This is a genomic window from Pseudomonas rhodesiae (genome assembly GCF_013285305.1).
GTDB lineage: Bacteria > Pseudomonadota > Gammaproteobacteria > Pseudomonadales > Pseudomonadaceae > Aquipseudomonas > Aquipseudomonas rhodesiae.
In genome coordinates, this window is sequence record NZ_CP054205.1 from 4683409 (window position 1) to 4704317 (window position 20909).

The 20909-nt window shown below is 60.9% G+C and carries 22 protein-coding genes; 13 read left to right on the forward strand and 9 right to left on the reverse strand.

Features of this window, described 5'->3' with window-relative positions:
- Positions 1–54: 54 nt before the first annotated feature.
- The 4 genes from HRH33_RS21175 to HRH33_RS21190 form a co-directional block, all read right to left on the reverse strand.
- Positions 55–1314: a D-mannose isomerase gene (locus HRH33_RS21175; protein ID WP_167416686.1), complete on the reverse strand. Its 1260-nt coding sequence runs from the start codon at positions 1312–1314 to the stop codon at positions 55–57.
- Between the two features lie 115 nt (positions 1315–1429).
- Positions 1430–2257: an ATPase gene (locus HRH33_RS21180; RefSeq protein ID WP_167416685.1), complete on the reverse strand. Its 828-nt coding sequence runs from the start codon at positions 2255–2257 to the stop codon at positions 1430–1432.
- A 127-nt stretch (positions 2258–2384) separates the two neighbouring features.
- Complete coding sequence (locus tag HRH33_RS21185) at positions 2385–3383, reverse strand: NAD-dependent epimerase/dehydratase family protein (RefSeq protein ID WP_094065418.1); 999 nt, start codon at positions 3381–3383, stop codon at positions 2385–2387.
- 52 nt (positions 3384–3435) lie between these two features.
- Complete coding sequence (locus HRH33_RS21190; RefSeq protein ID WP_034100077.1) at positions 3436–4329, reverse strand: LysR family transcriptional regulator ArgP; 894 nt, start codon at positions 4327–4329, stop codon at positions 3436–3438.
- A 98-nt stretch (positions 4330–4427) separates the two neighbouring features.
- Between HRH33_RS21190 and HRH33_RS21195 the strand changes: the two genes are divergently transcribed.
- From HRH33_RS21195 to HRH33_RS21210, 4 genes are all read left to right on the forward strand, one after another.
- A complete protein-coding gene (locus tag HRH33_RS21195; RefSeq protein ID WP_167416684.1) occupies positions 4428–4829 on the forward strand; it encodes an ACT domain-containing protein in 402 nt (133 codons plus the stop codon).
- A gap of 5 nt (positions 4830–4834) precedes the next feature.
- Positions 4835–5434 (forward strand): LysE/ArgO family amino acid transporter, encoded by a 600-nt coding sequence (locus tag HRH33_RS21200; RefSeq protein WP_040269280.1) that lies wholly within the window; start codon positions 4835–4837, stop codon positions 5432–5434.
- Between the two features lie 178 nt (positions 5435–5612).
- Positions 5613–6209, forward strand: a complete 597-nt coding sequence (locus HRH33_RS21205; RefSeq protein WP_003212997.1) for a superoxide dismutase — start codon at positions 5613–5615, stop codon at positions 6207–6209.
- 229 nt (positions 6210–6438) lie between these two features.
- Complete coding sequence (locus HRH33_RS21210) at positions 6439–6660, forward strand: hypothetical protein (RefSeq protein ID WP_034139106.1); 222 nt, start codon at positions 6439–6441, stop codon at positions 6658–6660.
- Between the two features lie 206 nt (positions 6661–6866).
- On the opposite strand, the gene HRH33_RS21215 is transcribed toward HRH33_RS21210, so the two are convergent.
- Complete coding sequence (locus tag HRH33_RS21215) at positions 6867–7046, reverse strand: hypothetical protein (protein ID WP_167416683.1); 180 nt, start codon at positions 7044–7046, stop codon at positions 6867–6869.
- Between the two features lie 187 nt (positions 7047–7233).
- Between HRH33_RS21215 and HRH33_RS21220 the strand changes: the two genes are divergently transcribed.
- From HRH33_RS21220 to HRH33_RS21230, 3 genes are all read left to right on the forward strand, one after another.
- Positions 7234–9285 carry a putative bifunctional diguanylate cyclase/phosphodiesterase gene (locus HRH33_RS21220; RefSeq protein WP_034100084.1) on the forward strand — a complete coding sequence of 684 codons (2052 nt, stop codon included), beginning with the start codon at positions 7234–7236 and terminating at the stop codon, positions 9283–9285.
- A gap of 127 nt (positions 9286–9412) precedes the next feature.
- Positions 9413–10756: an imelysin family protein gene (locus HRH33_RS21225; protein ID WP_167416682.1), complete on the forward strand. Its 1344-nt coding sequence runs from the start codon at positions 9413–9415 to the stop codon at positions 10754–10756.
- A gap of 238 nt (positions 10757–10994) precedes the next feature.
- Positions 10995–12449: a TrkH family potassium uptake protein gene (locus tag HRH33_RS21230; RefSeq protein WP_167416681.1), complete on the forward strand. Its 1455-nt coding sequence runs from the start codon at positions 10995–10997 to the stop codon at positions 12447–12449.
- Here HRH33_RS21230 and HRH33_RS21235 read toward each other — a convergent pair.
- A complete protein-coding gene (locus HRH33_RS21235) occupies positions 12406–13464 on the reverse strand; it encodes an AraC family transcriptional regulator (protein WP_167416680.1) in 1059 nt (352 codons plus the stop codon). The genes HRH33_RS21230 and HRH33_RS21235 overlap by 44 nt on opposite strands.
- A gap of 159 nt (positions 13465–13623) precedes the next feature.
- Between HRH33_RS21235 and HRH33_RS21240 the strand changes: the two genes are divergently transcribed.
- The 4 genes from HRH33_RS21240 to HRH33_RS21250 all read left to right on the forward strand — a co-directional run bounded on the left by HRH33_RS21240 (position 13624) and on the right by HRH33_RS21250 (position 15734).
- On the forward strand, positions 13624–13935 hold the full coding sequence (locus HRH33_RS21240; protein WP_034139207.1) for an Mpo1-like protein: 312 nt from the start codon (positions 13624–13626) through the stop codon (positions 13933–13935).
- Between the two features lie 116 nt (positions 13936–14051).
- Positions 14052–14180, forward strand: coding sequence for a hypothetical protein (locus HRH33_RS26540; RefSeq protein WP_279287776.1), 129 nt, complete (start codon positions 14052–14054; stop codon positions 14178–14180).
- 72 nt (positions 14181–14252) lie between these two features.
- Positions 14253–14435, forward strand: a complete 183-nt coding sequence (locus tag HRH33_RS21245; protein ID WP_167416679.1) for a hypothetical protein — start codon at positions 14253–14255, stop codon at positions 14433–14435.
- Positions 14436–14537: 102 nt separating this feature from the next.
- Entirely contained in the window at positions 14538–15734 is a 1197-nt protein-coding gene (locus tag HRH33_RS21250) for an MFS transporter (RefSeq protein WP_034114969.1), read from the forward strand.
- On the opposite strand, the gene arfB is transcribed toward HRH33_RS21250, so the two are convergent.
- A complete protein-coding gene (gene arfB / locus HRH33_RS21255; RefSeq protein WP_034114970.1) occupies positions 15731–16144 on the reverse strand; it encodes an alternative ribosome rescue aminoacyl-tRNA hydrolase ArfB in 414 nt (137 codons plus the stop codon). The two genes, HRH33_RS21250 and arfB, sit on opposite strands and share 4 nt — an antisense overlap.
- 109 nt (positions 16145–16253) lie before the next feature.
- Positions 16254–17675 carry an amino acid permease gene (locus HRH33_RS21260; RefSeq protein WP_034100097.1) on the reverse strand — a complete coding sequence of 474 codons (1422 nt, stop codon included), beginning with the start codon at positions 17673–17675 and terminating at the stop codon, positions 16254–16256.
- A 635-nt stretch (positions 17676–18310) separates the two neighbouring features.
- On the opposite strand from HRH33_RS21260, the gene HRH33_RS21265 reads away from it, so the two are divergent.
- Both HRH33_RS21265 and HRH33_RS21270 read left to right on the forward strand, forming a co-directional pair.
- Complete coding sequence (locus HRH33_RS21265) at positions 18311–18448, forward strand: hypothetical protein (RefSeq protein ID WP_034100099.1); 138 nt, start codon at positions 18311–18313, stop codon at positions 18446–18448.
- A gap of 73 nt (positions 18449–18521) precedes the next feature.
- Positions 18522–19481 carry a CgnE/CgnB domain-containing protein gene (locus HRH33_RS21270; RefSeq protein WP_094065424.1) on the forward strand — a complete coding sequence of 320 codons (960 nt, stop codon included), beginning with the start codon at positions 18522–18524 and terminating at the stop codon, positions 19479–19481.
- A gap of 159 nt (positions 19482–19640) precedes the next feature.
- Here the strand turns inward: HRH33_RS21270 and rluB are convergent, their stop codons facing one another.
- Positions 19641–20849 carry a 23S rRNA pseudouridine(2605) synthase RluB gene (rluB, locus tag HRH33_RS21275; RefSeq protein WP_034100103.1) on the reverse strand — a complete coding sequence of 403 codons (1209 nt, stop codon included), beginning with the start codon at positions 20847–20849 and terminating at the stop codon, positions 19641–19643.
- Positions 20850–20909 lie beyond the last annotated feature (60 nt).

Below are 20909 nucleotides of genomic sequence, written 5' to 3' on the forward strand. Positions count from 1 at the left end.
ACGGAGTTTAAACATGGATTTTTGGGGCGCAGGTAACAAAGGGATGCACAAACGTCACCACTTGGTGACATAGCTTCCGGCGTTCAAGGCGCTGGTCATGCTGGGCGCCAGCGGCAGCGCAGGCAGCACCAGCGCTTGCCAGGCATGGTACAGGTCTGGCTTGCCGCCCCAAATCTTGCTGCTGGGTTGGTTATGTGGGCTGAGCTCGTGGTGCCAACTGCCCTGAACGCGGTCGATAAAGTGGCTGTCGCAGAATTCCCAGATTCGCCGATACCAGGTTTCGTAGTGCAACTCGCCGGTGCGCTTGAGCAGGGCCTGGGCGGCGGCGCTGGCTTCGGCGTGGGTCCAGTGCAGGCGCTCGCGCACCACCGGGCGATGGTTCCAGTCCAGGGTGTAGACAATTCCCGGCGCACCGTCCACAGACCAGGCGTATTCGCTGGCACTGGCGAACAGGCCCTTGGCGTCACTCAGCAGCCACGCGGGGGTGGGCAACCCGGCATGCAGGCGCGCGGCCTCAAGGTGCAGCATCAGCCGCGCCCATTCGAAACCATGGCCGGGGGTGATCCCATAGGGGCGGAAACCATCGGCGGGGTTGTCTTCGTTGTAGGCCAGCAGGGGTTGCCAATGGGCATCGAAGTGTTCGATCACCATGAATTGGCTGCCGGCGGCATGCTGGTGAATCAATCGCTCGACGATCCGCAGCGCGCGGTCCAGCCAGCGCGTATCGCCGGTGACATCGGCCAGGGCGAGGAAGGCTTCGGTAGCGTGCATATTGCTGTTGGCGCCGCGATAGGCCTCCAGCCCGCTCCAGTCCTGGGCAAAGGATTCGAGCATCACGCCCTCCTCTTCGCTCCAGAAAAACTGGTCGATGATATGGATAGCATCGGTGAGCAACTGCTGCGCGCCGGGCGCACCTGCCACCACCGCAGAACTGGCGGCCAGCGCCACGAATGCGTGCAGGTAGGCGGCTTTACCTCGGTTGCCATCCAATGCACGAGGCGTGGCGAACCAGCCGCCGTGTTCAGGATCCCGCAACGGGCCGCTGAGGGCCGCAACGCCATGAGCCACCAGCTCGGCGTAACCGGGCAAGCCCATGGCATGGGCCATGGCGAAGCTGTGGGTCATGCGGGCGGTGTTCATGGTTTCGGCGTAAGCGTCGGCGGGCAACTGGCCGGTGGCGTCCAGGTTGCCGAAGCCGTCGGGCAGCCGCGAGGCTTTGGCGAATGTCAGCAGGCGCTGGCCTTCGGCGGCGAGCCAAGCGTGATGGGCAGGTGCATTCAGCCAACTGCTGGCGGGCAGTGGTTGGGTGGTCATGGGGGCGGCCCTTATTGTTTTTTGTGGGATGACCGGAGTCTAAACAAGGGCCTTGCGGGGGCATGTAACGAAGGGGATAGGAAATGTCACCGGACGGTGACATTTCCTCAAGCGATTATTGCATCGGCGTGGCGATCTGGCGCTGCAGGTTCTGCACCTGGCTTTGCAGGGTGGTGATATTGCGCGTGGTCTGGATGCGGAACACATCGAATTCCTTGTTGGTGGGCGCATCACTGTTGAGTGGCTGAGTCTCCTGCGCACTCTTGAGCACCACCAGGTCCTGCTCAAGGCGGGCAATGGCGGCGCTTGGGTTACCCTGCTTTTTCAGCGCGGCAACGTCGGCGACCAGGTCCTTGATCTCGGCGTCGCGCTTGGCGGTATCGCCCTGGGCGGCCTTGAGCGTCGCCACGGCGTCGGTGAGGGCTTGCACCTGGCCTTGCAACTTGGCATTGGCGTTGGACAAGTCGGTGGTGCTGGCCGTCATCTGTGCCAGGCGCTTGTCCAGCTCGGTGGCCTGGCCGGCCACGCCGAGTTGCTGCTTGCCCTGCTCCAGCAATTGCTTTTCCAACTGCTGGATCTGCAATTTCAACGCTTCGCTGCCGTTGTTCACATTGGCTTCACTGGCCACAACCTTGCCGGAAATGTCCTGCAAGCGCCCGGCCGCTTCTTCGCTGATGCGGGCAAAGCTCTCCTGGGTGGCAACCAATTGCTGGCCCATCAGGGAAATCTGCTGGAAGCTCCACCAGGCCAGGCCGGCGAAGGCGATCAGCAGCGCGCCGATCAAGGCCCACAACGGCCCGGTATTGGCGCTCTTGACCTTGACCACCGGGGTCGTGCGCGAACGCACCGAGGTGGCCGGGGTGGGTTCGAAATCATCGTCGTCCCCAAGGTCGGCCCGCAGGCTGGGGACGTTGTCGAAATCGTCGTTGGCATCGTTACGCATGGATCAACCCTGAATCATTGAAATGGCTGGCTGGAACGCCGAGCGGCGGCAGTATAAACCGCCACCCCGCCGCACTGATCGACCGGGAACCCCACATTCGGTTCCCGGTGTGTTGCCGCTTGTGACCTTACCGGGTGCCCGGATCCTGAGCCTTCCACCAGCCGCAGAACTCGTCGAGGGCGGTCCACAGGCTGACCTTGGGCTCATAGTCCAGATAATGCCTTGCCCGACTGATGTCGAGGGTGAAATCTTTGTTCATGACCTGCATCCCCAGGCGCGACAAGGCAGGCTCCGGTCGACCGGGCCAGATCGCGCAGAATGCCTCGTTCAACGCTGCCACGCTGTAGGACAAACCGTAGGAACGATACCGTGTGACCTGGGGCAACTGCATTTGGCGCATCACATAGTTCACCACATCCCACACCGGCACCGGCGCGCCATTACTGATGTTGTAGGCCTTGCCCAGTGCCGAGCCGGTGGCGAGCAGACTGCTGAGCAGCGCTTCATTGAGGTTGTGCACGCTGGTGAAGTCGACCTTGTTCAGGCCGTCGCCGACGATCGCCAGGCGGTTCTTGCGCTGCATTTTCAGCAAGCGCGGGAAGATGCTCATATCGCCAGCCCCCGTCACGAAGCGCGGGCGCAGCGCCAGCACCTCAAGACCGAACTCCTGGGCGCCGAACACTTTTTGTTCCGCCAGGTATTTGGTAGCGGCATAGGGATGCTTGAAGCGCTTGGGCACTTGCTCTTCAGTCAGGCCCAAGTGGTCGCGGCCGTCAAAGTAGATCGACGGCGAGGACAAATGCACCAGACGCCGGACCCGCTCCTTGAGGCAGGCTTCGACCACGTTTTCGGTGACCAGCACATTGCCTTGATGGAAGTCCTGATACTTGCCCCACAGCCCCACGGCGCCGGCGCAGTGCACCACGGCCTCCACGTCTCGGCACAGGTCGCGCACCAGGTCGGCGTCATTCAGATCACCTTGGATAAACTCGGCGCCACGCCGCACCAGGTGCTCTACACCTTCGGCGCGTCGCCCGTTGACCCGCACGTCCAGGCCCTGCTCCAGGGCAAAACGCGCAAAGCGTCCGCCGATGAAGCCGCTTGCGCCGGTGACCAGAATCTTCATGTATTACCCCGTGTTCTTTCATTTTTCATCGCGGTTGCCTTGACGCACGCCGTCAGTCCAACGGCACCAACCATTGGCCGCACGCGTGGGCCAGATGGTCGGTCAACAAGTTCAGCAATTGCCCGCCACTGCGCCAATGATGCCAGTACAACGGCACATCGATCGGCTTATCTGGCAATAACTCCACCAACACGCCTTTTTGCAACTGGTCGCGCACCTGTAATTCGGGGACGAGGCCCCAGCCCAGCCCAGCTTCCGTCAGGCGGATAAAGCCTTCGGACGAGGGGCATAAATGGTGTTCGAAACCGCCGTCCACACCGAGCGACGCCAGGTAACGGTGTTGCAGGAAATCATCCGGGCCAAACACCAGCGCCGGGGTGCGGGCCAACTGATCGGCACGCACGCCGCCGGGAAAGTGCCGCGCAATAAAGGCAGGGCTGGCCAGTGCGCGATAACGCATGGCGCCCAGCAACAGGCTGCGCGCGCCGGCCACCGGACGCTCGCTGGCGCAGATGCAGGCCGCTACCTCACCGGCGCGCATGCGCTTGAGGCTGACCGCCTGGTCTTCCACCACCAGATCCAGCAGCAAGTGCTGCTCGGCGCAAAACCCACTGACCGCCTCGGCCCACCAAGTGGCCAGGCTGTCGGCATTCAAGGCGATACGCAGGCGCTCGGGCATGCCCTCTTCGTCCAGCGCCGGCACCTGACTCTGCAGGTCACGTTCCAGCAAACGCACCTGTTGCACATGGTTAAGCAGACGACGGCCGATCTCCGTGGGCGCCGGCGGCGTAGCCCGCACCAGCACCGGTTGGCCGATACGCGCTTCCAGCAGTTTGATGCGCTGGGAAATCGCCGACTGCGACACCCCCAGCACCTGCGCACCGCGTTCGAAGCCAGCCTGTTCCACCACCGCCGCCAGGGCGGAGAGCAATTTATAGTCGAACATCAGTTTCTCTAATGAGCGATCAGCAATATTGGTTTTTCTTATACAGCTTGCGTCGGGAGAATAGCCAGCATTGCTTCTCTTTATAAGGAACCCCGCCTATGGCCGGCGAAACCGCACTGGCAACGCTGCTGCGCAGCATGAGCCCACACCTCAATGAAGGTGACTACGTATTTTGTACCCTGCCCGACGGCCCTATCCCGCCAGGCTGCGAGGTCATCGGCAGTTTCCGTGAGCAGGAGGGCCTGACCCTCATCGTCGAACGTCAGCAGGCAGAACAGGCTGGGCTGGCGTTCGAGTACGTCGCCGCATGGATCACCCTGAACGTGCATTCGGCCCTGGAAGCCGTGGGCCTGACCGCCGCTTTCGCCAGTGCCCTGGGCAAGGCCGGCATCAGTTGCAACGTGATTGCCGGTTATTACCACGACCACCTGTTTGTCGGCCGCGCCGATGCCGAGCGCGCCATGGCTGTACTGCGCCAATTGGCGGCGACCGCGGAGTAAACCTTATGTGGCAAAGCTATCTGAACGGTCTGTTGGTCGCGCTGGGGCTGATCATGGCGATCGGCTCGCAAAACGCCTTTGTATTGGCGCAGAGCCTGCGCCGTGAACATCACTTGCCCGTGGCGGCACTGTGCGTGGTCTGCGATGCGATTCTGGTGGCCGCCGGGGTGTTCGGCCTGGCGACAGTGCTGGCGCAAAACCCGCTGCTGCTGGCGATTGCGCGCTGGGGCGGTGCCGCGTTCTTGCTGTGGTACGGCACTTTGGCGCTGCGCCGGGCGTTTTCCACGCAGAGCCTGGAGCAAGGCGGCAGTCTCAAGGTCCGCTCATTGCGCGCGGTGCTGCTGAGCGCACTGGCGGTGACATTGCTCAATCCCCATGTGTATCTGGATACCGTGTTGCTGATCGGCTCGTTGGGCGCTCAGCAAACCGAGCCTGGCGCCTATGTCGCCGGCGCCGCCAGCGCGTCGTTCCTGTGGTTCGCCACTCTCGCACTCGGCGCGGCCTGGTTGGCCCCGTGGCTGGCGCGTCCATCGACCTGGCGCCTGCTGGACCTGCTGGTGGCGATCATGATGTTCAGCGTGGCCTATCAATTGATCAGCGCGTGAGCAATATTCCAAAACGCTCTGGAACCTCTATCCCACACAGTTGTTGCGTGGTTTTGCCACACCCCCGGTGCTATGATCCTGCCCCTGCGCCGCAAAGAGTACAAACTCCCCGGCGCATGTTTGGCCGCCCGTGATCGGCCTTGCGCTCACCGCAACTGACCTGATTAGGAGAATCATCATGGCTTTCGAATTGCCGCCGCTGCCCTACGCACACGATGCCCTGCAGCCGCACATCTCCAAGGAAACCTTGGAGTACCACCACGACAAGCACCACAACACCTATGTCGTGAACCTGAACAACCTGGTGCCTGGCACCGAGTTCGAAGGCAAGACCCTGGAAGAGATCGTCAAATCCTCTTCGGGCGGCATCTTCAACAACGCCGCTCAGGTCTGGAACCACACCTTCTACTGGAACTGCCTGGCGCCAAACGCCGGCGGCCAACCTACCGGCGCACTGGCTGAAGCCATCAACGCGGCGTTCGGTTCGTTCGACAAGTTCAAGGAAGAGTTCACCAAAACCTCCGTCGGCACCTTCGGTTCCGGTTGGGGTTGGCTGGTGAAGAAGGCTGACGGTTCCCTGGCCCTGGCCAGCACCATCGGCGCCGGCAACCCGCTGACCAGCGGCGATACCCCGCTGCTGACCTGCGACGTGTGGGAACACGCTTACTACATCGACTACCGCAACGTGCGTCCAAAGTATGTGGAAGCGTTCTGGAACCTGGTCAACTGGAAGTTCGTTGCCGAGCAGTTCGAAGGCAAGACCTTTACTGCCTGAGCAGCGCTTGCGGTTATAAAGCGCTCGGTGCTCCAGGCGACGTAAACAACGCCGCGAGAGCACCGGCCCATAGCAAATGCCCCGACTTGTCGGGGCATTTGCTTTTCCAGGGTAAATTCTGGAAACAGGGCGTAATCCCCTGCCCGATCAGGACAGGAACCGTGCAGTGCTGATTTGCCACGCAATCAGTGAAGGGAATTTATCCCGATATCCTGCCGGAGAAATCACGATGACTATTGACGCAAAAGTAGCTCTTCCTTTGATAGGCGATGTGCTTAAAGAGGCACTTCCGGTGATGGGCGAACTGGTCAAGGCAATTGCACCCTTGCTTCAACCATTCGCTGACGCGGCGGCAAAGAAGATTGCCGGCGACGAAGAAAGCGCGTCAAAGCCCATCGAGTTTTCTCTCACACCAGAACCTGAAAAAAAGACTTTGACTATCACTTGGTAAACGGACTCGCCCCCCCTGCGTCCTCGCAGTGGTCGGTAAAGCGTGGGTTGAGGCAGGCGGACGTCAATCCGCCTGCCCCCATCGCTCCTTCCGAGGTGAGGTCAGCAACGCCATAGGCAAAAAGGAAATTACACACGGCGAACAAACAACGCTGCGGGCGGGTTGCCCCGCCCACTTTGTTTCGCGCTCGAAGGACGATTTCAGCGTTAGTATCTTAGCCCCGGCAGATTACCGGCCAGATTAGATAGTACTTCTTCACCGACACGCCCAACCGTGCTGGCAGTCTGATCAATGATCGGCTTAGCGACCGTATCAATCACCGGCTTAACCAATGGAATCAATATCGGGGCTGCTGCTACTGCTAGTGATGCTGCTGCTACTGCCATAAGTTGATTCTCCAACGTTGTATGAAAGGCGTATTCCTTTCCCACCCTACGTGGCGAATCGATACCGTCCGGTTCCGCAACCTTGTCGGTTTTCGCACTTGCCCGAATGTCCCTTTGACTGCCATCACCAGATTGCCAATACTCATGGCATATTGAAGGCCACCCGCATGAGACAAGGAATGCCCCTTTGAAGCTGGAACTCAAGAACAGCTTGTCGGTGAAGTTGCTACGGGTTGTGCTGCTGTCGGCGTTGGTCGTGGGCGTGGCGCTGAGCGTGGCGCAGATCGTGTATGACGCCTACAAGACGCGCCAGGCCGTGGCCAGCGATGCCCAGCGTATCCTCGATATGTTTCGCGACCCCTCTACGCAGGCCGTGTATAGCCTGGACCGCGAGATGGGCATGCAGGTGATCGAGGGGCTGTTTCAGGACGACGCGGTGCGCATGGCCTCCATCGGCCATCCCAACGAAACCATGTTGGCGGAAAAAAGCCGCGCGTTGCAGCATGCCCCAAGCCGCTGGCTGACCGACCTCATTCTTGGCCAGGAACGCACCTTCACCACGCCCCTGGTGGGCAAGGGCCCTTACAGTGAGTACTACGGCGATCTGAGCATCACCCTCGACACCGCCACCTACGGTGAGGGATTTATCGTCAATTCAGTGATTATTTTCATTTCCGGGGTGCTGCGCGCATTGGCCATGGGGCTGGTGCTGTATCTGGTCTATCACTGGTTGCTGACCAAACCGCTGTCGCGGATTATCGAGCACCTGACATCCGTCAACCCGGACCGGCCCAGCGAACACAAAATCCCACAGCTCAAGGGCCACGAACGCAACGAACTGGGGTTGTGGATCAATACCGCCAATCAGTTGCTCGAATCCATCGAACGCAACACCCACCTGCGCCACGAAGCCGAATCCAGCCTGCTGCGCATGGCTCAGTATGACTTTCTCACCGGCCTGCCGAACCGCCAGAAACTGCAGGAGCAGCTGGACAAAATCCTGATCGACGCCGGCCGTCGTCAGCGCCGTGTCGCGGTGCTGTGTGTGGGGCTGGACGATTTTAAAAGCGTCAATGAGCAGTTCACTTACCAGGCCGGCGACAAATTGCTCCTGGCCCTGGCCGACCGCCTGCGCGCCCACAGCGGCCGGCTCGGCGCCCTGGCCCGCCTGGGGGGCGATCAGTTCGCCCTGGTGCAGGCCGATATCGACCAGCCCTACGAGGCCGCCGAACTGGCGCAAAGCATCTTGGATGACCTCGAAGCGGAATTTGCCTTCGAGCACGAACAAATCCGTCTGCGCGCCACTATCGGTATCACGCTGTTCCCTGAAGATGGCGACAGCACGGAGAAGTTGCTTCAAAAAGCCGAGCAGACCATGACCCTGGCCAAGAGCCGTTCACGCAACCGTTACCAGTTCTATATCGCCAGCGTCGACAGCGAAATGCGCCGGCGCCGCGAGCTGGAAAAAGACCTGCGCGACGCCCTGAGCCGCGAGCAGTTTCACTTGGTGTATCAGCCGCAGGTCAGCTATCGCGAACAACGGGTGGTCGGCGTCGAAGCCTTGCTGCGCTGGCAGCACCCCGAGCATGGCCTGGTACCGCCGGACCTGTTCATCCCCCTGGCCGAGCAGAACGGCACCATTATTCCCATTGGCGAATGGGTGCTGGATCACGCCTGCCGGCAATTGCGCGAATGGCATGACCAGGGCTTCACCCAACTGCGCATGGCGGTCAACCTCTCGACGGTGCAGCTGCACCACGCCGAGCTGCCACGGGTGGTAAACAATCTGATGCAAATCTACCGCCTGCCGCCACGTAGCCTTGAGCTGGAGGTCACCGAGACCGGCCTGATGGAAGACATCAGCACCGCCGCCCAGCACCTGCTGAGCCTGCGGCGCTCCGGTGCCTTGATCGCTATCGATGACTTCGGCACCGGTTATTCCTCCCTGAGTTATCTCAAAAGCCTGCCGCTGGACAAGATCAAGATCGACAAGAGCTTCGTCCAGGACCTGCTGGACGATGATGACGATGCCACCATCGTGCGGGCGATCATTCAACTGGGTAAGAGCCTGGGCATGCAGGTGATCGCCGAGGGGGTGGAAACCGCCGAGCAGGAGGCTTATATCATCGCCGAGGGCTGCCACGAGGGTCAGGGTTACTACTACAGCAAACCCCTGCCGGCGCGGGAGTTGGCGGTTTTTTTGAAGCAAGTCGAGCGCAATAACGCGGCCATTCTTTGACCTGGCGAAACGATACTGAATATTTCCCGCGTATAACCCTTTACACAAAATGCAAATCTTTCGCATTATGTTGCAGTTTTGCGCACCCCCCGCGCGCCCTCTCAACAACCGAAGCAGGATGTTCGCCATGATTCGTATGCCCCTGGCCACCGCCAGTCTGCTGGCCATTGCCATTTCTCTCGCCGGCTGCGGCGAAGGTAAAGACAAAGCCGCCGCGCCCCAGGCGCCGACCCCGGCGGCCAGCACTGCCGCGCCAGCGGCGGCCGCCCCTGCCGCAAAAGTCGACGAAGCCGCCGCCAAGGCGGTGGTCGCGCACTACGCCGACATGGTGTTCGCGGTGTACAGCGATGCCGAATCCACCGCAAAAACCCTGCAAACCGCCATCGACGCGTTCCTCGCCAAGCCCAACGATGAAACCTTGAAAGCCGCGCGCACCGCCTGGATCGCCGCGCGCGTACCGTACTTGCAGAGCGAAGTGTTCCGCTTCGGCAACACCATCATCGACGACTGGGAAGGCCAAGTGAACGCATGGCCCCTGGACGAAGGCCTGATCGACTATGTCGACAAGTCCTACGAGCACGCCTTGGGTAACCCCGGCGCCACCGCCAACATCATCGCCAACACCCAGGTTCAGGTCGGCGAAGACAAGGTCGATGTGAAAGACATCACCCCGGAAAAACTCGCCAGCCTCAATGAGCTGGGCGGTTCCGAGGCCAACGTGGCCACCGGCTACCACGCCATCGAATTCCTGCTGTGGGGCCAGGACCTCAACGGCACCGGCCCAGGCGCCGGCAACCGCCCGGCCTCGGACTACCTGACCGGTGCCGGTGCCACCGGCGGCCACAACGAGCGTCGCCGTGCCTACCTGAGCGCGGTCACCCAATTGCTGGTCAGCGATCTGGAAGAAATGGTCGGCAACTGGAAACCCAACGTCGAAGACAACTACCGCGCCACGCTGGAAGCAGAACCGGCCACCGACGGTCTGCGCAAAATGCTGTTCGGCATGGGCAGCCTGTCCCTGGGCGAACTGGCTGGCGAGCGGATGAAAGTATCCCTGGAAGCCAACTCGCCGGAAGACGAGCAGGACTGCTTCAGCGACAACACCCACAACTCGCACTTCTATGACGCCAAGGGCATCCGTAACGTCTATCTGGGCGAGTACACCCGTGTCGACGGCACCAAGATGACCGGCGCCAGCCTGTCCTCCCTGGTGGCCAAGGCCGACCCGGCTGCCGATACCGCGTTGAAAGCGGACCTGGCGGCCACCGAAGCGAAGATCCAGGTCATGGTCGACCACGCCAACAAGGGCGAGCACTACGACCAATTGATCGCCGCCGGTAACGACGCCGGTAACCAGATCGTGCGCGACGCCATCGCCGCCCTGGTCAAGCAAACCGGGTCGATCGAAGCCGCAGCGGGTAAGCTGGGCATCAGCGACCTGAACCCGGATAGCGCCGATCACGAGTTCTGATCAGTGCCGAGTTGAAAGAGGCGACCTTCGGGTCGCCTTTTTTATAGCCACGCAAAACCATGTGAGAGGGCGCTTGCCCCCGATGGCAGTGTGTCAGCGAGGGCGGTATCGGCTGACCCACCGCCATCGGGGTTCATGCCCGCTCCCACATTTGAGTCACGGCGTTCCCGGCTACGCAGGTTTACATGCCCTGCACCCCAGGTAGAATGGCGCCTCTGCCCTATCTCGAGCGAACTTCATGGCGTTGCCGACCCTGCGCATCATCGGATTCATCATCGGCATCTTCCTGATCACCCTTGCGATCGCCATGGTTGTGCCCATGGCCACTCTGGTCATTTTCGAACGCACCGGCGACCTGCCCTCCTTTTTATGGGCCAGCCTGATCACGTTTGTCGCCGGCCTGGCGCTGGTTATCCCTGGTCGCCCCGAGCAGGTGCACCTGCGCCCGCGGGACATGTACCTGCTCACTGTCAGCAGTTGGCTGGTGGTGTGCGTGTTCGCCGCGTTGCCGTTTCTGCTGACCCAGCACATCAGTTATACCGACTCGTTTTTCGAAAGCATGTCCGGCATTACCGCCACCGGGTCCACGGTGCTGAGCGGATTGGACAACATGTCACCGGGCATCCTGATGTGGCGCTCGCTGCTGCACTGGCTGGGGGGCATCGGGTTTATCGCCATGGCGGTGGCGATCCTGCCGCTGCTGCGCATTGGTGGCATGCGTCTGTTTCAGACCGAATCCTCGGACCGCTCGGAAAAGGTCATGCCGCGCTCGCACATGGTGGCGCGGCTGATCGTGGCGGCGTATGTGGGCATCACCATCCTCGGCAGCCTGGCGTTCTGGTGGGCCGGTATGGGCCTGTTCGACGCGATCAACCATGCGATGTCGGCGATTTCCACCGGTGGTTTCTCCACCTCCGATCAGTCCCTGGCCCACTGGGAGCAACCGGCGGTGCACTGGGTGGCGGTGGTGGTGATGATCCTCGGCAGCCTGCCGTTCACTTTGTACGTCGCCACGTTGCGCGGCAACCGTCGGGCGTTGATCAAGGATCAGCAGGTGCAAGGCCTGCTCGGCTTGCTGCTGGTGACCTGGCTGGTGCTCGGCACCTGGTACTGGTGGACCACCAATCTGCACTGGCTGGAGGCGCTGCGCCACGTCGCGCTGAACGTCACATCGATCGTGACCACCACCGGTTTTGCGCTGGGGGACTACAGTTTGTGGGGCAATTTCTCACTGATGCTGTTCTTCTACCTGGGGTTTATCGGCGGCTGTTCGGGCTCCACGGCGGGCGGCATCAAGATTTTCCGCTTTCAAGTGGCTTACATCCTGCTCAAGGCCAACTTGAACCAATTGATTCACCCACGCGCGGTGATCAAGCAGAAGTACAACGGCCACCGCCTCGACGAAGAGATCGTGCGCTCGATCCTGACCTTTTCGTTTTTCTTCGCCATCACCATCTGCGCCATCGCCCTGGCCCTGTCGCTGCTGGGCCTGGACTGGATGACCGCCCTGACCGGCGCCGCCAGCACCGTGTCCGGCGTCGGCCCAGGCCTGGGAGAGACCATTGGCCCGGCCGGCAACTTTGCCAGCCTGCCGGATGCGGCCAAGTGGATCCTGTCCCTGGGCATGCTGCTGGGCCGACTGGAGATCATCACAGTCTTTGTTCTGTGTATCCCGGCGTTCTGGCGTCACTGACCGTCGACGCGTCCTGCAACCGCGCCCGGTACTCGCCGGGCGTGGCATCGAACCAACGGCGAAACGCGCGAAAGAAATTACTCGGGTCGGCGAACCCCAACAGGTAGGCAATTTCCAGCAAGGTCATGCTCGGCTGCGCCAGGTACTGCTCAGCCAATTCGCGCCGCGTGTCGTCGAGCAGGGTCTGGAAACTGGTGCCCTCTTCCTGCAAACGCCGTTGCAAGGTGCGTTGGGACAGGTGCAGCGTCCGGGCCACGACCTCGCGCTTGGGCTCGCCCTGCGGCAGCAAGCGGCAGAGCACCTGACGCGCCTTGTGGGTCACACGGCTTTCCGAGAAGCGTGCCAGGTATTCGCCGGCAAAGCGATCATGCAGCAACGCCATGGCTTCATTGGCCGTGGGCAGCGGTGTGTCCATATCGGCACGCTCGAAGATCAACGCGTCATAGGGCGCATTGAATTCCAGCGGCGCATGGAAAGCTTGCTTGTAGGGCGCCAGGTCCAGCGGTGGTTCGCCTTGTAACAGGACTTTGCGCGGATGCAGGGTTCGCCCGGTCAACCAGCCGCATAGCGCTAGCGCACAGGCCAGGGAGGCTTCGGCGCTTTGTCGGGTTGGTGGCAGATGGTCGCCATGCACCGTCAGAATCAGCGCATAGCCTTCGGGTAACAGACGGAAACTCAAGTCGGCACTTTCGGCAATGATGCGCTGATAGCGCACCAGCCGCATAAAGCCTTCGGCCAGGGTGTTGCTGGACATCAGCGCATAACCAGCCACATGGAACGACGCCGGGCGCACCACTTTGCCCATGTTCAAGCCAATCGCCGGGTTGCCTGACAGCTCCACCGCGCGCTGCCACAGCCGGGTCATGGAGTCCTGCGGGAAGCGCGCGTCGGGATCGCTCAGGGCGCCGTAGTCCAAACCCAGTTGCTTGAACAGGGCTTGGCAATCGAGGCCGTCCATTTCCAATGCCTTGACTATCCCCATCGCCCAGCTTGCAGAAGTTGTTCGTTCGCTCATGGCGTCTTCTTAATTAAGCAGGCTCAAAGCCAGCCAGGAAGGCAAGGATACTAAAGTGGCATCTATTGTCACTGGCTGTTACCAGTGATCACTCTAGACTCAAATAAGCTCCCCGCCGAACATCTGTTGGGCGGCATAACAATCAAAGGGCCGGCCATCGTGGAAAATATCAAGCGATTCAACAGCTTCGCCGAGTTCTACCCCTATTACCTACAGGAACATGGCAACAGCACCTGTCGCCGCCTGCACTTTATCGGCACCACGCTGGTGATCGCCATCCTGGCGTATGCCATTGGCCGAGGTTCACTTGGCTTGCTGCTGGCGGTGCCGATCGCCGGCTACGGCTTTGCCTGGGTTGGTCACTTCTTCTTCGAAAAGAACCGTCCGGCGACGTTTCAGCACCCGTTCTACAGCCTGCTGGGGGATTTTGTGATGTACCGCGACATGATTCTGGGCAAAGTGCCGTTCTAGGTCATGTGGATATAAAAATCTTTTTGTCATTTACAGTGCTGTATCCTGCGAAAGCTTTTTGAAAGCGCGGAATCACCTGCGATTGAAAAAAACAGACTTTGCGAGGAGCGACGACAATGCACGAGATCCCTAATCTCCCCTTCCCAAGCCTGCACGAAACTGAGCAGCCAACCCCGCAACAGGCCAGCGACAAGCAGCCTGAGGCCAAAGAAGCCAAACCAGTCGCCAGCGAACGCCAGGACTGACGCCGTACCAGACCGTGTGGAAAGCGCACCATTGAGCGCTTTCCACACTGCCTGAAGCCAAGAGATTCCCCCATGACCGACACCCTCCCCGACAACCCGGACACAGCCATCCTCGATGCCGCCTTGCAGATGGTCGAGGTGTGGAATCGCCTGAGCGCCGATAAGCAAGCCATGCTGCTCAAGCGTTTCGGTACCCAGGAAAACGCCCTCGCCGCTCTGGTGACCACGCAATTGCTGAGCCCTGACCAAGCTTGAGCTTTTTGAACTGAGCTTTTTGTGGATTGCCGCCCTGCGCGGGCCAAACCACCGGTATCATTAGCAGCCTATCTTTACCTGCTGCGAATGTGGACCCTTCCCATGCCCGATACCCAGCGCCCCATGGCGGTCACGCTGCAAGTTGTTTCCATCGTCTTATTCACCTTTATCGGTTACCTGAATATCGGCATTCCCCTGGCCGTATTGCCAGGCTATGTGCACAGCGAACTGGGGTTTGGCGCAGTGATCGCCGGGCTGGTGATCAGCGTGCAATACCTGGCCACATTGCTGAGCCGCCCGTACGCGGGGCGCATCATCGATAACCTGGGCAGCAAGCGCGCCGTGCTGATCGGCCTGACGGGCTGCGGCCTGAGCGGTGTGTTCATGCTGCTGGCGGCGTGGTTTTCCAGCCTGCCGGCGCTGAGCCTGGGCAGCCTGCTGATCGGCCGTCTGGTGCTGGGCAGCGCTGAGAGCCTGGTGGGTTCGGGCGCCATCGGTTGGGGCATCGGCCGCGTAGGCGCGGCCAACACCGCCAAAGTCATCTCGTGGAACGGTATCGCCAGCTATGGCGCGCTGGCCGTCGGCGCGCCGTTGGGGGTGCTGCTGGTCAGCCATCTGGGGCTGTGGAGCATGGGGGTGAGCATCATCCTGCTGGCCGCCGTGGGGCTGTTGCTGGCGTGGAACAAAGTCGCGGCGCCGATTGTGAGCGGTGTGCGCCTGCCATTTATGAATGTGTTGGGGCGCGTGCTGCCTCACGGCTGCGCGCTGGCCCTGGGCTCTATCGGCTTTGGCACTATCGCCACGTTCATCACCTTGTATTACACCACCCAGCACTGGGATAACGCGGTGTGGGCCTTGAGCCTGTTCGGTGCCAGCTTTATCGGGGCGCGCCTGTTGTTTGGCAACCTGATCAACCGCATCGGCGGCTTTCGCGTAGCAATCGCCTGCCTGTCGGTGGAGATCCTCGGTCTACTGTTGCTGTGGCTGGCCCCGGACGCCAACCTGGCCCTGGCGGGCGCGGCGTTGAGCGGCTTCGGGTTTTCCCTGGTGTTTCCGGCGCTGGGGGTGGAGGCGGTCAACCTGGTGCCGGCCTCCAGCCGTGGCTCGGCGGTGGGGGCTTATTCGTTGTTCATCGACTTATCACTGGGCGTCACCGGCCCGCTGGCCGGCGCCGTGGCGGCAGGCTTCGGCTTTGCCTCGATCTTTCTGTTCGCCGCCCTCGCCGCCCTCGGTGGCTTGCTGCTAAGCCTGTACTTGTATCGTCAGGCGCCCAAAGCCCGCGAAGCACGCGACGCCTAGAAATCGACCTTGCCGCGCCCGGCCTTGATGCTGCCGCGCTTGGTCTTGGATTCCAGGCGACGCTTCTTCGAACCCAGGGTCGGCTTGGTCGGGCGACGCTTCTTCTCCACCTTGGTGGCGCTCTGGATCAATTCCACCAGCCGCGCCAGCGCATCGGCGCGATTCTGCTCTTGGGTCCGATACGACTGAGCCTTGAGCACCAGCACACCGTCGCTGGTGATGCGACTGTCACGTAGCGCCAGCAGCCGCTCTTTGTAGAACTCCGGCAGCGACGACGCAGGGATATCGAATCGCAGGTGCACCGCGCTCGACACCTTGTTGACGTTCTGCCCGCCAGCACCCTGGGCGCGGATGGCAGTCAGCTCGATTTCGGCATCGGGCAGGTGGACGTTGTTGGAAATCACCAGCATGGGCAATAGGTTCCTCTGGGGGCGGCCAAGGATACGCGAATGCGCTCAGCCTATGCCCTAAAACGACAAACCCGGCGCATGGCCGGGTTTGCTCGACTGCAAAAAATCCTTACTTCAGCGCAGACGCGACCAAGTCCAGACGCTGCTGCGCACTGCGTTTGTTCTTGATCCAATAACACACGGCCATGAACGCCACCCACACCGGGATCGCATACACCGACACCTGGATGCCCGGAATCATCAGCATGACCACCAGGATAAACACCACGAACGCCAGGCAGATGTAATTACCGTACGGGTACCACAGCGCCTTGAACAACGGCACCTGGCCGGTGCGGTTCATGTGTTGGCGGAATTTGAAGTGGGAAAAGCTGATCATCGCCCAGTTGATCACCAGCGTGGCCACCACCAACGACATCAACAGTTCCAACGCGTGCTGCGGGATCAGGTAGTTCATCAGCACCGCCACCAGGGTGATCGCCGCCGAGGCGAGGATCGAACGTACCGGCACGCCGCGCTTGTCGATCTTGGCCAGCGCCCGCGGGGCATCGCCCTGTTCGGCCATGCCCAGCAGCATGCGGCTGTTGCAGTACGTGCCGCTGTTGTACACCGACAGCGCCGCCGTCAACACCACGAAGTTGAGGATATGTGCCGCGGTGTTGCTGCCCAGCATCGAGAACACCTGCACGAACGGGCTGCCGCTGTAGGCATCGCCGGACGCGTTGAGGGTCGTCAATAGGCTGTCCCAGGGCGTCAGCGACAACAGCACCACCAGGGCGCCGATGTAGAAAATCAGGATGCGGTAGATCACCTGATTGATCGCCTTGGGGATCACGGTGCGCGGCTGATCGGCTTCGGCAGCTGTAAAACCGAGCATTTCCAGGCCGCCAAACGAGAACATAATGATCGCCATGGCCATCACCAAGCCGCCGACGCCGTGGGGGAAGAAGCCGCCGTGGTCCCACAGGTTGCTCACCGACGCCTGCGGGCCGCCGCTGCCGCTGACCAACAAGTAGCTGCCCAGGGCAATCATGCCGACAATCGCCACCACTTTGATGATGGCAAACCAGAACTCGGCTTCGCCGAACACTTTGACGTTGGCCAGGTTGATCACATTGATCAGCACGAAGAAGGCCGCCGCAGAGACCCAGGTCGGGATCTCCGGCCACCAGTAGTGCACGTATTTGCCAACAGCCGTCAGCTCCGACATGCCCACCAGAATGTACAGAATCCAGCAGTTCCAGCCCGACAGGAAGCCGGCGAAACCGCCCCAGTACTTGTGGGCAAAATGACTGAAGGAACCGGCAACCGGCTCTTCGACGATCATTTCGCCAAGCTGGCGCATGATCATGAAGGCAATGAAGCCGCAGATGGCATAACCCAGGATCATCGACGGGCCGGCGGACTTGAGCACGCCGGCCGAGCCCAGGAACAGGCCGGTGCCGATGGCGCCACCGAGGGCGATCAACTGGATATGACGGTTTTTCAGGCCACGTTTCAGTTCGCCTGAAGAGGAATCGGGTCCACTCATGGAAAGGGTCTCACGCAAGGTTTGATGATGTTGAATGCACGTTGCTGTCTTGAATCTCTGCTCAAGCAGCGCCGCTCAAACCCCAGCGCAGGCACCAGGAATACAGCGTCTTTCTAAGGGTCATGCGTCACCTGTTTGTTTTTATCTGTGACGAAATCGAACCCGTCCGGCTCGTGGCCGGGCGGAGTGATCGGGGTGGTTAACCCCAGGTTTTGGCCTTTTGCGCAGGTACGCAAAGGGGGGTCACAGTAAAACGCGCGCATTGTACACCGCTCGACAGCCTGGGGCGGCCATTGCAGCGGGCGTGCGACGATCTGTCAGGCATTCCTTACAGCGCCGAATAACTCAATAATGCGGCGAACAAGTCGTAAATTAATCGTTACAGCGCGGAAAATCCTCGTTACAGCTGTAACTCACGGGAAAATTGACGCTCAGAAATTTCCTTCATGATGGCCATCCCCAGTGTCTTGAATTTCCTCGGAAAAAAATTCGCGCGGAAAATCAGAACAAAAAATCCAAATGAAACCGTGTCAATAAAAATTTTGCATTCTGAAACACCCTCACCTAGGTTTCCCACTTGCCCAGCGAGACCGCTGGCAAGCCGTTCTCAAACAACGTCCTCTAGGAGATACACCATGCAAGTACTGGAAAACGACCTGGAAACCGAACTGCAACTCGACGATTGGTTTGAAGCGCCGACCCATGAGGCCGCCGTAGAAATGATGCAAGCCGATGCTGTAGTGCCGTTTGGCACCGCGATGTGGCCTTTCTAACCCACGACAGGCATCCAGCGGGTGCTGTGCACGGCACCCGCTCCCTTACCCAAGACACACAAGGACATCCGTCATGGACAAGGCCCGCGCCGTCGAACATTTCCTCTACTACCTGGCTCATCATCCGGCCCTCAACGGCCTGAGCTGCCCGACCGTGCTACTGGGCCATACCGAGCGCTATGACGCTATCGCCCGCGCCATTACCCAAGGCAGCGCCGGTCGCTTCAATTTCCAAGTGCAGCGCCTGGACCTGACCGCCAGCGATGCCATGGCTCAGGCCATCGAAGCCTGCGACCTGTACCTGTTTCTCTACGATTCCTCCACGCTGCCCAACCCACGCGCCGAAGGCCCGGACTTTATCCGCGCCCTGCAAGCGGTGATGGCCGAACACTGGAAGAAGTCCCTGCTGTTCAAGGATTACGGCGACTATTTCTACGATACGTTCAGCGTCGAGCCGCAACGCATCGCCGACCTCAACGCCACGCTGATCCGACGCATGGGCCAGGCCACGGTGCTGAGCTTCACCGACAAGCACGGCTCACGCCTCCAGGCGCCCCTGAGCAGTATCAAGAAGTGGACGAATATCAACGGCGTCGGCAACCACGACCTGGCTCCCGGCGAGATCGCCACCCACAGCGAAGCGATCAATGGTCAGGTGCGGTTTGTCGGCACCTTCCTCAGCACCATCCCCTTCGCGCGTAAATACGGCGTGCTGCAATCACCGCTGGAGCTGTGGATCGAGAATTCGACCATCTGCAGCGTGGCCAGCGACGTGCCGGGGCTGGCCGATGACTTCAACAAATACCTCAACGCCAACCCGTCCAACCGCCGTGTGGAGGAACTCGGCATCGGCACCAATGAAGGGGTCAAGGATTTATACGCACGCAATGCTGGCTTCGAGGAGCGCCATTGCGGTCTGCATCTAGGCTTGGGTGGCGGGCAGAAAGGCAGTCATCACCTGGACTTGATCTTTGCCAGTGGGGTGTTGGCGTTGGATGACAAGCCGGTGTTCGATGGCAGGTTTGCGTTCTAGCGCCAGCTACAAGTCGCAAGCTACAAGTCACGAGTCGAGAGTCGAGAGTCGCGAGCTACAAGCTACAAGCTACAAGTCGCAAGCCTCAAGAAAAAAGCGCCAGCCTGTGAGGGCTAGCGCTTTTTCTTACAGCTTGCAGCTAAAAACTTACCACTGCTCTTAAGGCTTCTTGCGACCAAACCCTGGACGCTGACCGGAACCGCCCGGAGCGCCACGGCGCTTGCCCGATGGCTCGTCCGCGACCAGTTTCGGGCCAGGGCGTTTGTTCGCCGCCGGCTTGGCTGGGCGCTTGGTGCTGGCGCTGTCGGCCGGGCGATCGGCTTCACCGCGGTTGCTGCGGCCACCGGTCGGTGCAGGTCGCGGAGCGCGTGGCGCACGTTCGCCTTCCTGACGCGACGGCGCTGTCGGGCGACGCTCGCCTTCGATGTGCGGTTCGCGGGAGATGCGCCCGCCAGTCGCCGGTGCATTCAGGGCCGGGCGCAGGGTGCGCGCAACGCGTTCGGTACGGGCTACCGGGCGCGACGATTTACGCTGCATCCGCTCAAGCTTGTCTTTGCTCTTGGCGTTCATCTGCGGCATCGCCACCGGGGTCAGGCCCACTTCGGCACTGAGGATGTCGACTTCGTACTGGCTCATTTCGCGCCAGCGCCCCATCGGCAGGTCGGAATTCAGGAACACCGGGCCGAAACGCACGCGCTTGAGGCGGCTGACCACCAGGCCCTGGGATTCCCACAGACGGCGCACTTCGCGGTTACGGCCTTCCATCACCACGCAGTGGTACCAGTGGTTGAAGCCTTCGCCACCCGGTGCCTGCTTGATGTCGGTGAACTTGGCGGGGCCGTCTTCCAGCACCACACCGGCCTTGAGGCGTTCGATCATCTCGTCGTCGACTTCGCCACGTACACGCACGGCGTATTCGCGGTCCATCTCGTAGGACGGGTGCATCAGACGGTTGGCCAGCTCGCCGTCAGTGGTGAACATCAGCAGGCCGGTGGTGTTGATGTCGAGACGACCGATATTGATCCAGCGGCCTTCTTTCGGCTTAGGCATCTTGTCGAACACGGTCGGACGGCCTTCCGGGTCGTCACGGGTGCAGATCTCGCCATCGGGCTTGTTGTACATGATCACGCGGCGCACCGATTCGGCGGCCTCTTCGCGCTTGATGACCTTGCCGTCGATGGTGATTGCATCATGCAGATCGACGCGCTGGCCAAGGGTGGCTTCCACGCCATTGACCTTGATGCGCTTCTGGGTGATCCAGGCTTCGACGTCGCGGCGCGAGCCCACGCCGATACGCGCCAGCACCTTTTGCAGCTTTTCGCCTGCTGGGCCGATTTCCTGGCTGTCGTTCTGGTCTTTATCGTTCATCTTAAGCACCTCCCGGTGGGTCGATTCAGGCGTGGCCTGAAGAGTGTTGAAAGCGGGGCT